The sequence below is a fragment of the Bradyrhizobium jicamae genome, from assembly GCF_018130695.1.
Lineage (GTDB): Bacteria > Pseudomonadota > Alphaproteobacteria > Rhizobiales > Xanthobacteraceae > Bradyrhizobium > Bradyrhizobium jicamae_B.
The window spans coordinates 244,720-258,221 of record NZ_JAFCJX010000006.1 but is presented as its reverse complement, the minus strand read 5'-3'; the positions used below and the strand labels follow the sequence as shown (position 1 = coordinate 258,221).

Below are 13,502 nucleotides of genomic sequence, written 5' to 3'. Positions count from 1 at the left end.
AAAAGATTAAGCAACCGTTGCGTAGTCCCCCGGGGTTTACGGCAAATGTCCGTAAAATCTGGCATTTGTGCGACGCACAATTGTCCTTGACTTTATTGTGCAGTGCACTATGTTCGCCTTTGTCAGGGGGCCGGGAGCTTCCCGGCGTTGGGAATCGCATTTCAAGTCTGGGAAAGGACTCCACATGATCAAGTTTGAAGACATTCAGGGTTACGGCAAAGAGCACATCGAGAGCGTTCAGGCTTCGGCCAGCAACCTGCAGAGCGGCGTGCAGGCGATCGCCACCGCCTATGGCGAGTACGCCAAGAAGTCCTTCGAGGACTCCAAGTCGTTCGTCGAGAAGCTGTCCGGCGTGAAGTCGCTCGACAAGGCGCTCGAGGCGCAGACCGAGTACGTGCGCTCGGCCTACGAGACCTTCGTCGCGGAATCGCAGAAGATCGCCGGCCTCTACACCGATTGCGCCAAGCAGACCTTCAAGCCCTTCGAAGGCCTGGTCTCCAAGTTCACCCCGGCTCAGTAAGCCCCAGGGGTTGCTCAGATACGAAAAGCCCGGCCATTTGGCCGGGCTTTTTTGTTGTCGCGGTGAGGGGGCTTTGTCCTGCGCCTTACCTGTAGACGCGCAGCTTTGCCAGCGAGGTGCCGATCGCGGTGAACACGGTCAGCGTCTGGCTCGCGGTCGTGACCAGGTAGAACTTGTCCGAGCCGCTGGCGCAATACTGCAGGACAGCGGAGGTCGGATCGGCACTGGTGCCGGTCCCGGTGTTGACCTGCACGGTATAGATCGTGACGCCCTGCGCCTTGATGTTGTCGCACAGGATCCTCTGGCGAGCGTCGATCTGGCCGTTGAACTGGGTCCGGCCGTCGCCATAGGCGGGCCAGCGATCCTCGGTGTTCAGACCGTCCGACAGCAGGATGATCGCCTTTTTGTAGGTGTAGTTGCCCGTGTCTTCCGCCGGCGCGTTCAGCGGCGCGGTCTGCTGCAGGGACTGCCAGGCCCAGGCGAGGCCGATCGGCTGGTTGGTGCCGCCGGTCGGCTGCATCGCGTTGATCGTGGTCTTGAGCGAGGTCCAGTCGTAGCTGAGCGGAACGATCTGCTGCAGCATCGGGCTGTTGCCGGGTTTGCAGTAGGTCTCGCTGTTCTCGTAATACTCTTCGGCCGGGAACAAGGTCGCGACCGTGGTCTGCGTCGGCGCGGTGTTCTGGGTGTCATAGGGCTGGGTGCGGTCGGTGACGCAGCCGGTCCAGGTGCTGTGAGCGTTGGGCGTCCAGGTCCGTTGTGTGCAACGGTTGTAGCTGTCCCTCTGGGTGCAGACGTTGCTGCCGTTGGCGGCGTCCCAATCGGTCCAGTCGATCCAGGTGGCGTTGTAATTGCTGGCGCCGACGTTGACGTCCTTGGCGAAGGGAATGACGGAAATGTAGACGTCGCCGGGATTTTTGGCGAGCGCGCTAAGCTGGTCGACCAGGCTGGAGGCCGCGGTTCGCAAGGCTCCGATCTTGCCGTCCGAAGCCATTGAGCCCGTGTTGTCGAGGGCCATCGCCACGCGCATCCGCACATTGCCCCAGGCCGCGGTCGAACTGGTGCCGAAGCCGAGATTGGGGAAGCCGGCGACCCGCATGAAGTCGGTCTTGATCGAGCCCGCCCCGTTGACCAGGACGGTCGAGCCGTTGCCGGCATTCTGCGTATAGCTCGCGGTGACCGTCACCGATTTGGCCTCGGTGCTCGTATAGAGCGCGGTGAAATAGGCCGTCGCCTTGGCCTGGATCTGCGAGGTCGTGATGGTGCCGTCGGTGAGGTCCTTGGCGACCATCAGCGCCGTTGAATCGAGCGCTGCCTGCATCGAGGAGCGGGCGTTGTTGGCGCGCGAATAGTCGATCGCGGCGCCAACGAAGCTGATGATCGGGAGCAATGCGAGCGCGAAAATGATCGCGATATTACCTTCGCGGGCCTCGGCAAAACGACCGGCGGCCGGCCGAACGCGACTGAAAATGGCTTGACCAAGCATGACGCTACTCACCGCTATTGGTTGTAGCGCCATCTCCCCGCGCGCGACTAAACAGACAATGAATCGTTCCGCAGAAACGTGGTGAAACGCCCGGCAATAGATGAAAATGCGGGCAAAAGCGGCCGCTATCCTCAATGCTCGTTAAAGGGGAATGCCGGATTCTTTGTCAAAATCGGCGGAAACGATTAACCTTGCCGGGGTCCCCGGCCCACAGAATCGGGCCGGATCGGGTGTGTATGGACCGTGCTTCCGCGCTTGCGGCAGGCCGCCGTCGGGCCCATATTCGGCAAGCCGACCCGGCCGCCGGGGCGGACCGGGAGTGGCAAATTCGGAAGACGCGTTGCTTTGAGGTTCCGCGAAAGCGCCTGCGGCGATCGCGAAACGAGATTGACGCACCATCCGGTTTCCCCCGGGGAGTTCGAACGCCTGAACCATGCCGCACGCCACGTCCACAGACCTTTCGTCCCTTCCGGCCGCCCAGGCCCGTTCCGCGCTCCGCATGAGCGCCGACGAACCGCGCAACGGCGGGGGGGCCGGTAGCCCCTCGACGTCGGTCATCACCAAGGTCAAGCCGAAGACCAAGCGGCCGAACCTGTACCGTGTGCTGATCCTGAACGACGACTACACGCCGATGGAATTCGTCGTCCACGTGCTGGAGAAGTTTTTCCAGAAGGACGCCGAAGCCGCCACCAAGATCATGCTCCACGTGCACCATCACGGCATCGGGGAGTGCGGCGTGTTCACCTACGAGATCGCCGAGACCAAGGTGACGCAGGTGATGGACTTCGCACGCAAGCACCAGCACCCGTTGCAATGCGTGATGGAGAAGAAATAGCTGCTTGTTCTCCGAGCATGATCCGGAAAAGGGTGAAGCGGTTTTCCCTCGCGACAAACGCCGAAGGCGTTTGCGCAGAGATCATGCTCAAACAAGGAGCCGAAGCGCGATCCCATCGCGCTTCAGTCGGCCCGCCGGAGTTCGGAACGGGTCTTGCATTGAATTCGTTGTGACGTTTCGAGCGGTGCCCCCGTGTGATTGCGGGGATGCGCTTGCGCGACATTGCCCCTGCGACAATGTGCTGTGGCGTTGTGTGCGACTCGTTTGTGCCTGAATTTAGAGGAAAACTAGCCGTTCGGAACCGCTCTTCCACTGCGAGGCGGCGTAACTATATCACCGGCAACGACAAAGGTTGTTGTTGCCTGACCCGGTAATGGCGATCATGATGGCCGGGGGCCATAGAGGACGCGAATGCCAACTTTTTCCCAAAGCCTTGAACAATCCCTGCATCGTGCATTGGCGATCGCAAACGAGCGCCACCATCAATACGCGACGCTCGAGCATCTCCTTTTGTCGCTGATCGATGACTCGGATGCGGCTGCGGTGATGCGGGCATGCAGTGTCGATCTCGACAAGCTGCGCACGAGCCTCGTCAACTATCTCGAGACCGAATTCGAAAACCTCGTCACCGACGGCGCCGACGACGCCAAGCCGACCGCCGGCTTCCAGCGCGTGATCCAGCGCGCGGTGATCCATGTGCAGTCGTCCGGGCGCGAGGAAGTCACCGGCGCCAACGTGCTGATCGCGATCTTCGCCGAGCGCGAAAGCCACGCCGCGTATTTCCTGCAGGAGCAGGACATGACGCGCTACGACGCGGTCAACTACATCAGTCACGGCATCGCCAAGCGGCCCGGCGTCTCCGAGGCACGCCCCGTGCGCGGCGTTGACGAGGAGACCGAGGCCAAGGGCAACGAGGACGCCAAGAAGAAGGGCGAGGCGCTCGAGACCTATTGCGTCAACCTCAACAAGAAGGCCCGTGACGGCAAGATCGATCCGGTGATCGGCCGCAACGCCGAGATCAACCGCGCGATCCAGGTGCTGTGCCGCCGCCAGAAGAACAACCCGCTGTTCGTCGGCGATGCCGGCGTCGGCAAGACCGCGATCGCCGAAGGCCTCGCCAAGCGCATCGTCGACTCGGAAGTGCCGGAAGTGCTGGCAGCTGCGACCGTGTTCTCGCTCGACATGGGCACGCTGCTCGCCGGCACCCGCTACCGCGGCGATTTCGAGGAGCGGTTGAAGCAGGTGCTGAAGGAGCTGGAGGCGCACCCCAACGCCATCCTGTTCATCGACGAGATCCACACCGTGATCGGGGCAGGGGCCACCTCCGGCGGGGCGATGGACGCCTCCAACCTGCTGAAGCCGGCGCTTGCCGCGGGCAACATCCGCTGCATGGGCTCGACCACCTACAAGGAATACCGTCAGCACTTCGAGAAGGACCGCGCGCTGGTGCGGCGCTTCCAGAAGATCGACATCAACGAGCCGACGGTGGAAGACGCCATCGCGATCCTCAAGGGCCTCAAGCCCTATTTCGAGGACTACCATCGGCTGAAATACACCAATGAGGCGATCGAGGCTGCGGTGCAGCTGTCCTCGCGCTACATCCACGACCGCAAGCTGCCCGACAAGGCGATCGACGTGATCGACGAGTCCGGCGCGGCGCAGATGCTGGTCGCCGAGAACAAGCGCAAGAAGACGATCGGCATCAAGGAGATCGAGACCACGATCGCGACCATGGCGCGGATCCCGCCCAAGAGCGTGTCGAAGGACGACGCCGAGGTGCTCAAGCATCTCGAGCAGACCCTGAAGCGCGTGGTGTTCGGCCAGGACAAGGCGATCGAGTCGCTGTCGGCCTCGATCAAGCTGGCGCGCGCGGGCTTGCGCGAACCGGAGAAGCCGATCGGCTGCTACCTGTTCTCAGGGCCCACCGGCGTCGGCAAGACCGAAGTCGCCAAGCAACTGGCGGCCTCGCTCGGCGTCGAGCTGCTGCGCTTCGACATGTCCGAGTACATGGAGCGGCACACCGTGTCGCGCCTGATCGGCGCGCCTCCCGGCTATGTCGGCTTCGACCAGGGCGGCCTGCTCACCGATGGCGTGGACCAGCATCCGCATTGCGTGGTGCTGCTCGACGAAATCGAGAAGGCGCATCCGGATCTCTACAACGTGCTGCTGCAGATCATGGATCATGGTCGTCTGACAGATCATAACGGCAAGCAGGTCAACTTCCGCAACGTGATCCTGATCATGACCACGAATGCGGGCGCCGCCGATCTGGCGCGCCAGGCCTTCGGCTTCACGCGCAGCAAGCGGGAAGGCGACGACCACGAGGCGATCAACCGGCAGTTCGCGCCGGAATTCCGCAACCGTCTGGATGCGATCGTCTCCTTCGCGCACCTCAATGCCGACGTGATCGGCATGGTGGTCGAGAAATTCGTGCTGCAGCTCGAAGCTCAACTCGCCGACCGCGACGTCACGATCGAGCTGTCCGAGCCCGCCAAGGGCTGGCTGATCGAGCATGGCTATGACGAGCAGATGGGCGCCCGCCCGATGGCGCGCATCATCCAGGAGCACATCAAGAAGCCGCTGGCGGACGAGGTGCTGTTCGGCCAGCTCAAGGGCGGCGGCCATGTCCGTGTCGTGCTCGTCAAGGACGAGACGACGCAGAAGGACAAGATCGGCTTCGAGTTCGTCGAAGGCCCGGTTACGCCGAAGCCGGAGAAGCTGCCGAGCGCCCGCAAGCGCAAGCCGCCGAAGTCCGGTGGCAACGATGGCGGCGGCGGCTCCAAGGGCCCCGCGCGCGGACCGCTGGTGAAGGTCTGAGCGCGAACGTGATTGAGTTGAAGAAGGCCGGCTGCAAAGCCGGCCTTTTTGCTGGTGGTGTGTGCGGCTGTCCGTATCAGTTCAGACCTGACCAATCCTTCATCGGAAGGGCCGATGGGAGCTATCGAATCTTCCCGCTTCCGACCGCATTGTCAGCCAACTAAATTTTCGCGACGAGAACACCTCGTCGTGGAGGGTGGAGGCCATGTACAGATGCGTCGGTTTATTGCGTGCAGGTGCGCTGGTTTCGCTTGGGGCCGCTTTGAACGCCTGGCCGTTGGGCATCAGCAGGTCCATCGCCCAGGAGGAGAACCGTCCCGCCCTTGTCGTCGTCGAGCGAACCGCAACGACGGGCGAGGAGTCCATTCAGGAGCAATACGCGAAATTGGCTCGCGAGATTCTCCCCAAATACGGCGCACGGTATCTCGCCCGCAGCCAGCGCAATACGCTGCTTGAGGGCGATGGCCAAGTTCCCTGCTGCATCGCCATTCTGCAATTCCCCACCGTGGAGGCGGTACGCCGCTGGTATGACTCTCCCGAGAACCAGTCGGCCGCGAAGATTCGCCAGCGCGGTGCAAAGTTTCGGATCATCGCAATCGAGGGCCTGCCGGATCAAAGATAGCATGGCCATTGCGACCGGCCAGCTAAGTCGCCAGGCTGTGGCGCGCCACTTCGAGGAAGTGGCGAAGGGCTGGCGGCGGTAAACGCTGCTGCCGCCACCGCATCGAAACCGGCATTTCCTGCTGCGCCGGCCAAGGCAACGCAACAAGCTTGCCGGCCGCGAGCGCTTCCCGCGCGGTCGAGGCCGGCAATAGCGCGCAGCCGCCACCTTGTTCGACGATATTTCGCATTGCCGCAATGCTTGCAAATTCGGCGACGATGCGAGGACACTTGTGCTTGGCAAATGCCTTCTCGAACGCAGCGCGAACCGGGCATCCCGTGATGGTCACAAGAAAATCCTCTCGCGCAAGCTCATCGAGCGTGACCGAGCGCTGACCAGAGAGACGATGATTCGGCGGTCCGACGAGCACGATCCGCTCTGTGGTGACGTTTTCGCTCCGCAGGCCCGTCTCTTCAGGCGAGATGCCGAAGGTGAAGTACACATCGAGCAATCCCGCTTTGAGACCGCCATACAAATCGGTCGTCTTTCCTGCACGGAGCGTGACACGAACATCCGGAAAGTCGGTGCAGTATTTCAGAAGGAGCGCGGGAAGGCGCTCCGTGCATAGGCTTTCGACGCCGCCGACCACGACACCGCCAATAACCTCGCGCGCTTCATCCAGCGCCGCACCGCGTGCCTCGTCGCTCAGGGCCATAATTGCACCGGCGTATTCGAGAAGCCGTGTTCCCGCGGGCGTTAATGCCCACTTGCGCCTCGAACGATCAAACAAGACGGTGCCGATGTCGCTTTCAAGCGACTGAATCTGTTCGGTTACGCTGGATTGGGAAAGATGCAATTTCTCGCCAGCGCGAGTCAGATTGAGCGTGCTCGCGACGGCGAGAAAGGTTCGGAGATGCTTCAACTGCATTTGTCCGCCTCCACTTGAAATCGACCGTCTTGGAAATATGGTTTGACCGCCGGCGGATACCACCATCGCACGCCAAAGTTCCAACAAGGGCTAATCCCCCCGCAGGCGCTGCTCCTCCTTCACCCGCACCTGCTCAGCACCGCGCGCGCCGGCGTCCGACAGCCGCAGCATGCTCAGCATCGCGCCGCATAGCGCAAAGCCTGTGCCGACGAGGAGTGCGATCCGCGTGCCTTCCTGCGGATAGCGGCCGAGGAACAGCGCCACCAGCGCGGCGCCCGTGGTCTGGCCGAGCAGCCGCGCGGTGCCGAGCATGCCGCTTGCGCCGCCGGCGCGCTCGCGCGGGGCGGCGGCGATCATGGTGCGGTTGTTCGGCGTCTGGAACAGACCGAAGCCGCAGCCTGCGAGCGCCATCCGCCAGATGATGTCGAACGGCGTCGGCGCCGCCGGCAGGAAGGCGAGCGTGCCGAGCCCGCAGGCGAACAGGGTGAGGCCGATGCCGCCGAGCAGGCCGACCGGATAACGCTCGACCAGGCGGCCGGCGAGCGGTGCCGCGAAAGCCAGCGCGATCGGCCATGGCGTGATCAACAGCCCCATATGCACCGCCGAATAGCCGAACCGGCTCTGCAGGTAGAATGGGATCGCGGTGAAGGCCAGCATCTGGCCGCAGAACGAGGCGATCGAGGTCGCGATCGACAGCGCGAACACCGGGATGCGCAACAGGTCGACCGGCAGCAGCGGCGAGGCCATGTGGGTTTCGCGATAGATCAGCAGCGCGCCGGCGATGATGGACACGCCGAACTCGATCAGCCAGATCATCGCCGCCTCGCCATGCCCAACGCTGTCGATCGCGGCGATGCCGACGCCGAAGGTGATCGCGGACAGTCCCGCGCTCTGCCAGTCGAACGAATGGCTGGCGGGCGTGGTGTGGGGCAGGCTGCGCAGGCCCAGCGCCAGCGTCACCGCGCCGAGCGGGATGTTGATCGCAAACAGCCAGGGCCAGCTGCCGACCGCGAGGATCCCGGCGGCCAGCGTCGGGCCGACCGCGGCGGAGAAGGCAACGACCAGCGCATTGAGGCCGATGCCGCGGCCGAGCAGGGCGCGCGGATAGGTGAAGCGGACCAGCGCCGAATTGACGCTCATGATGCCGGCCGCGCCAAAGCCCTGGATGATGCGCGCGATCGTCAGGAGCGGCAGCGTGTTCGCGACCGCGCAGAACGCGGATGCGACCGTGAACAGCACGAGCCCAACCAGGTAGACGCGGCGGTAGCCTATGATCTCGCCGAGCGAGGCCAGCGGCAGCAGCGAGATCGTGATGGCGAGCTGATAGCCGTTGACGATCCAGATCGAGAACGCCGGACTGGCATTGAGGTCGGCCGCGATCGTCGGCAACGCGACATTGGCGATGGCGCTGTCGACGACGGCCATCAGGATACCCAGCGCAATCGTCAGGATCGCCTGGTTACGCTGGGGTTGCGGCAGGCCGTCGGCATGCTCGATCGGTGCGGGCGACATCAGGGGAGCGAGCTCGATTGGAGCCGGGATCAGTCCCGGATTAGGAAATTGCGCGAGCGCCTGCAAGACGCGCCAGGCGCCATTAACGTTCCATTAGCATTGCGGGCAGACCGCCCCCCGTACGGCTCCGGTTGGACGGTTTCGGTTAAGTCCGTCTCCACGATCTGGTTGCATGTTACCAGCGGACTCCTCAGGATACCGCCATGTCCGAACTGAAACCGATGCCCCGCGGCCGCACCTTCCTGGCGGGCAAGGTCATCTCCAATTACGGCCAGTCGTCGATCGATTGCATCGTCCGCCGCATCTCCGATGTCGGGGCTGAAATCGAAGTCGAGAGCGCGCTGGGCGTTCCCGAGCGGTTTCATTTGCTGATTGCGGGCGAGGGCGAGCCGCAGCCGTGCCGGCGCATCTGGCAGTCGGAGAAGCAGCTCGGTCTGAGCTTCGAGCTCGCTGAGGCGGCCAGGGAGGACGCGGCGAGGGAGGCCGCCGGCGAGGCCAAGGGGGCCGATCAGGTCGTGCGCGGCCAGCTGCTGGCGCTGCGCGCCGCGCTCGACGTCATCGACATCGGCATCCTGCTGCTCGACGCCGACCTGAAGGCGCAATTCATCAACCGCGCGTTCCGCCGCATGTGGGCGCTGCCCGATGCGGTCGCCGACCGCAACCCGGCCTTCGTGGCGCTGATGTATCACGGCCGCGACACCGGGGCCTACCAGGTCGCGCCTGAGGATCTCGACGATTACGTTGCCGACCGTGTCCGCCAGGTGAAGGCCGGCGATATCGCGCCACGCGACCTGCGCCGCACCAATGGCGAGGTGATCCGGGTGCAGTGCGCGTGCCTGCCGAACGGCGGGCGCATGATCAGCTATGCCTATGTCACAGATATCGTCCGTCATGCCGACGAGCTGGAAATGCTGCGCGGCGCGCTCGATCATGTCAGCGAAGGCGTCGTCATGCTGGACCGCGATCTCAATGCGCGATTCCTCAACAAGCGGATGCGACGATTCTGGGGCGTCACCGACGAGCAGGCCACGCGCCGCCCGTCCTACGAGTCCCTGATCAGGAATTCGGTGCGCACCGGCGCCAGCGGCCAGACGCCGGAGGAACGGGAGGCGCTCCTGGCCGGTCGCGTCGCCGCCGTGCGCGATGGCGACGAGACGCCGCGGGACCTGCAAACCACCGACGGCCGCCATATCCGCGCGCATTGTGCGCCGCTGAAAGACGGCGGCCGGATGCTGACCTATTGCGACGTCACCGATCTCGTGCGCAACGCGCAGCAGATGGAAGAGCTCGCGACCACCGACGCGATGACCGGGCTCGCCAACCGCCGGCATTTCTGGACGCTGGCTGCGGCGGAATGGAGCCGGTTCCAGCGCTACTACCGGCCGCTCTCGGTGCTGATGATCGATGTCGATCATTTCAAGGCGGTCAACGACCGCTATGGGCACGCGGTCGGCGACGACGCGCTGGTTGCCGTCGCCAATGCCTGCCGCGCCGGCAAGCGCAGCTCCGACATCGTCGGCCGGCTCGGCGGCGAGGAGTTTGCGATGCTGCTGCCCGAGACCGATCTCTATCAGGCCAGGATCGTGGCCGAGCGGGTGCGCAGCACCATTGCCGCGTGTGCGTTGAAGGCGGGCGATGTCGATTTCAACATCACCGCCAGCATCGGCTTTGCCGCGGCGACGCCGAGCATGTCGGGCTTCGAGGCGCTGCTGCACGCCGCCGATCAGGCGCTGTATCAGGCCAAGACGGGCGGCCGCAACCGCACGGTGGCGTGGTCGCCGCCGCCGCCGGCCAGGCTCGCCGCGGAATAGGCGTCGGTGACTGTTCACAGACTATACGGCGAACTCGCCGCTTCGCTGGTGCGCGGGCTCGTGAATTGCTGTGAGCTGGGCGCCGCGCCCGTCCGCGCGGGAGCTGATCTGGGTGGCCAGGGCAGCCAGTCTGCCTTCGAAGGTGCCTGCCTCGTGCTCTGGAAGTTGGGGCTGGCTACGCTTGAGGACAAACTGCTGATCGATGGCGACCAGGTTGTGGAGTTCATCTCGGATCGATCACAGGCCGGCCACGCCGATTTGCCGCCCGTCGACGATGTTCTGGCCGCATGGCTGTTGTTATTTGCCAGCCAGTGGGATCATGCCTCGGCAAAGCGGCTTCCTTTTGTCCCGCATGACGGGATCAGGCCGGTGATGTCGGCGCTTGCCAGGCTCGGTTACGCCGAGCCGCTCGGCCATGCCTTCATCTGGACGGACAGGATCGGCCCTGCGATGCAGATGTGCGGCCTCTGGGACCAGAACAATTTGTCGCATGAAGAGCTCGACGAACGGGACGTCGATCTGGAGATGCGTGCGGCCTATGCGTCGATACCCGAGGATGTCAGGCAGGCGGCGCTGAGAGATGATCGCATCGCCGTGGCCAGCGCCTTGGCCGAGCGTTGGATCGACGGTGCGTGGTTGCCCGATTCTGCCGATGGAGTGCCATGGTGGCGTCTCGGCGACGTCGGGGCTCAGGCCAAGCGATTGGTGGAGCTGGTCGCCGCTGACGCCCGGCCGATGCGCGATGTCAACTAAAGCGCGATGAGATTGAGTTGAATCATCATCGCGCTTTAGCTCTTTGTTTGCGCATGATCTTTTCGGAAAACCGCTTCACACTTTTCCGGATCATGCTTTAGGCGGTGGCACCGGGGAGTAATCCGTTAGAGTAAGGCCGACGGGATGCCGATGGGTTAATCTCGACCGACGAGCCGCGACCCGGCATGCAACACGCATGTTGGCTCCGCAGCATGGACACCCCTCGACCGACAGAGAGGCACACCATGGCGCATCCTCCGACTGAACAGAAACCCTTGCCCGAAGGGCCTCAACAGCTTGCGGCAGCACCGCAATCAACCCAGCGGCTTCTCGTCCCGCGCCGCATCGATGTCTTCAAGGACGACAAGACGCCGGACATCTTCCTCAAGATGGAGGTCAACGACACCCTTACCGTCGTCGTCCCGATCGGGCCACGGTTGGCTGCGGGGCTGATCGAAGGGATTGATCGGGCGCTCCGCGCAGTGCCGCCGCCATCCAGAGTGCAATAGCGATATTGCAGCATCGGAGCCGGTCGCGCCGGCGGGCTGGCTGATCGTCTCCGATTGAGGCCAGGTCCGCGCTGGCGTCAGCGTTGGCCGATCAGTTCCTCGATCCGGCGCTGCAGCTGGCGCTTCTTGATCTCGCTGCGGCGCAGCCGTTCGTCGAGGTCGCTGACATGGTTGTCTGACGTCATGATGCGGAAGGCGAGGCCGACCTTGTTGGCCTGCCGCCAGATCAGCCGCGCCAGGAAGGCACGACCCTTGCGCGCGATCTTGAGCGTCATCTGCTCGGGTAATTTGGCAGTGGAGTCGAATTCGACGCAGGCGCCACGCTCATTGATGTTGCGCACCACGCAGTCCATCGTCGAGCCGCGATCGTTGATCTCGGCAACGCCGCCATAAAGCACCTTGTCGCGCGCGCCCTGGCGACGATCCTGCATCGAACTTCCTCCCGATGAACGGTGCGGACTGTATCCGGGTGCGCGACGAAAAGAAGGCGGCACGCGGCGGTTGTTGCCGTTAACGTAAATCCTTCTCAGCCGCGATCTGCGGGAATTCGCCACAATTTCCGCGCCGGAAACGATAGGAGGTCTGACCTTCACCTCTCCCTTGGGAGAGGTCGGCGCGAAGCGCCGGGTGAGGGGTAAGGTCTCTCATTGGAGCAGCGGCCCCTCACCCGATTTGCTGCGCAAATCGACCTCTCCCCGTCGGGGAGAGGTGACAACCACCCGCGTCAGTTCGGCAGCTTGCTTTGCCGGAAATCCCGCGGTGACAGCCCAAAATGCTCGCGGAACACGCGGCCGAAATGCGAGAGGTCGTTAAAACCCCAGGCAAAGGCGATCTCGCCGATATGGCGATGGGCGTGTGCGGGCGAGGCGAGGTCGCGCCGGCAGTGTTCCAGCCGCTGCGCCAGCACGAAGCGCTGGAACGAGGTGCCTTCGTCCGCAAACAGGCTGTTGACGTAGCGCGGCGAGATCCCGAGCGCGGCAGCCGTTTCCGCCAGCCCGAGCTCGGGATGGGGCAGATGTGCCAGCACATGCGCCTTCAGCCGGTAGAGCAGGGCCGAGCGATGGGTCGAGGCCGGCAGCGCGTTCGGGCCGAGCCGCTCGTTCATCGCCATCGCCACCAGATCGACCGCCTGGTCGGAGAGGCGGATCGCGCTGTCGGCGTCGAGCCGGTCGGCGACGTCGGCAAGGCCTGCAATGAACTGGAAGGCGAGCCGCTCCACCGGCCGCTCCGGCGAGAACGACGTTGCGGTGAGGTGGTGGGTGCCGGCGAAGCGCCGGTGCAGCATCTCGCGCGGGATCTGGAAGATGGTCTGGGTGAAGGCGTCGTTGAATCGCAGCTCATAGGGCCGCGTCGTGTCGTAGAACGCGAACTCACCTTCCTGGATCACGGTCTCGCGGCCGTCCTGCAGCACGGCGCCTGAGCCCCTGCGGCCCAGCGCGACCAGGATGAAATCCTCCGACGCACGCGAGATCCGCGACGGCGTGCGGAAGACGCGCTGCCGCTCTGAGGTGACTTCCGAGCATTTCACCGCGCCGAGCTGCGCGCTGGTGATTGCGCCATGGAAGGCGCCGCCGAGGTCGGACTTGCAGTCGAGCTGCACGAAGACATCGCAGACGATGTCCTGCCAGAGCGCGAGGCGCCGGTGGGTCGGCGCCTGATCGGTGGTGAACAGGGCCTGCATCATGTCCTCCTGTCACGGTTCAAAACGCTGGCCATCCCGACCAAAAGCAAGC

General features: G+C 63.9%; 12 protein-coding genes. 7 read left to right on the top strand and 5 right to left on the bottom strand.

Going from position 1 to position 13,502, the window contains the following annotated elements:
• The first annotated feature begins 184 nt into the window (after positions 1-184).
• Complete coding sequence (locus JQ604_RS11160) at positions 185-520, top strand: phasin family protein (protein WP_212356724.1); 336 nt, start codon at positions 185-187, stop codon at positions 518-520.
• Positions 521-605: 85 nt separating this feature from the next.
• Here JQ604_RS11160 and JQ604_RS11155 read toward each other — a convergent pair whose 3' ends face one another.
• Positions 606-2,003 carry a TadE/TadG family type IV pilus assembly protein gene (locus tag JQ604_RS11155; RefSeq protein WP_212356721.1) on the bottom strand — a complete coding sequence of 466 codons (1,398 nt, stop codon included), beginning with the start codon at positions 2,001-2,003 and terminating at the stop codon, positions 606-608.
• Positions 2,004-2,502: 499 nt separating this feature from the next.
• Here JQ604_RS11155 and clpS point away from each other — a divergent pair, with 499 nt between their 5' ends.
• The 3 genes from clpS (at position 2,503) to JQ604_RS11140 (ending at position 6,277) form a co-directional block, all read left to right on the top strand.
• The gene (gene clpS / locus JQ604_RS11150; RefSeq protein WP_212356718.1) at positions 2,503-2,838 is read left to right on the top strand and encodes an ATP-dependent Clp protease adapter ClpS; all 336 of its coding nucleotides are present in this window, start codon (positions 2,503-2,505) and stop codon (positions 2,836-2,838) included.
• Positions 2,839-3,249: 411 nt separating this feature from the next.
• On the top strand, positions 3,250-5,655 hold the full coding sequence (gene clpA / locus JQ604_RS11145; protein ID WP_212356715.1) for an ATP-dependent Clp protease ATP-binding subunit ClpA: 2,406 nt from the start codon (positions 3,250-3,252) through the stop codon (positions 5,653-5,655).
• 205 nt (positions 5,656-5,860) lie between these two features.
• Positions 5,861-6,277: a DUF1330 domain-containing protein gene (locus JQ604_RS11140; protein ID WP_212356712.1), complete on the top strand. Its 417-nt coding sequence runs from the start codon at positions 5,861-5,863 to the stop codon at positions 6,275-6,277.
• A 22-nt stretch (positions 6,278-6,299) separates the two neighbouring features.
• On the opposite strand, the gene JQ604_RS11135 is transcribed toward JQ604_RS11140, so the two are convergent.
• Positions 6,300-7,184: a LysR family transcriptional regulator gene (locus tag JQ604_RS11135; protein ID WP_212356709.1), complete on the bottom strand. Its 885-nt coding sequence runs from the start codon at positions 7,182-7,184 to the stop codon at positions 6,300-6,302.
• A gap of 90 nt (positions 7,185-7,274) precedes the next feature.
• On the bottom strand, positions 7,275-8,696 hold the full coding sequence (locus JQ604_RS11130) for an MFS transporter (RefSeq protein WP_212356706.1): 1,422 nt from the start codon (positions 8,694-8,696) through the stop codon (positions 7,275-7,277).
• A gap of 203 nt (positions 8,697-8,899) precedes the next feature.
• On the opposite strand from JQ604_RS11130, the gene JQ604_RS11125 reads away from it, so the two are divergent.
• The 3 genes from JQ604_RS11125 (at position 8,900) to JQ604_RS11115 (ending at position 11,769) form a co-directional block, all read left to right on the top strand.
• A complete protein-coding gene (locus tag JQ604_RS11125) occupies positions 8,900-10,507 on the top strand; it encodes a sensor domain-containing diguanylate cyclase (protein ID WP_249158182.1) in 1,608 nt (535 codons plus the stop codon).
• Positions 10,508-10,513: 6 nt separating this feature from the next.
• Positions 10,514-11,260 carry a hypothetical protein gene (locus JQ604_RS11120; protein WP_212356703.1) on the top strand — a complete coding sequence of 249 codons (747 nt, stop codon included), beginning with the start codon at positions 10,514-10,516 and terminating at the stop codon, positions 11,258-11,260.
• Positions 11,261-11,505: 245 nt separating this feature from the next.
• Positions 11,506-11,769, top strand: a complete 264-nt coding sequence (locus tag JQ604_RS11115) for a hypothetical protein (protein ID WP_212356700.1) — start codon at positions 11,506-11,508, stop codon at positions 11,767-11,769.
• A 77-nt stretch (positions 11,770-11,846) separates the two neighbouring features.
• Here the strand turns inward: JQ604_RS11115 and JQ604_RS11110 are convergent, their stop codons facing one another.
• On the bottom strand, positions 11,847-12,200 hold the full coding sequence (locus JQ604_RS11110; RefSeq protein ID WP_212356697.1) for a PilZ domain-containing protein: 354 nt from the start codon (positions 12,198-12,200) through the stop codon (positions 11,847-11,849).
• A gap of 293 nt (positions 12,201-12,493) precedes the next feature.
• Positions 12,494-13,450: a helix-turn-helix domain-containing protein gene (locus tag JQ604_RS11105; protein WP_212356681.1), complete on the bottom strand. Its 957-nt coding sequence runs from the start codon at positions 13,448-13,450 to the stop codon at positions 12,494-12,496.
• Positions 13,451-13,502: the final 52 nt, after the last annotated feature.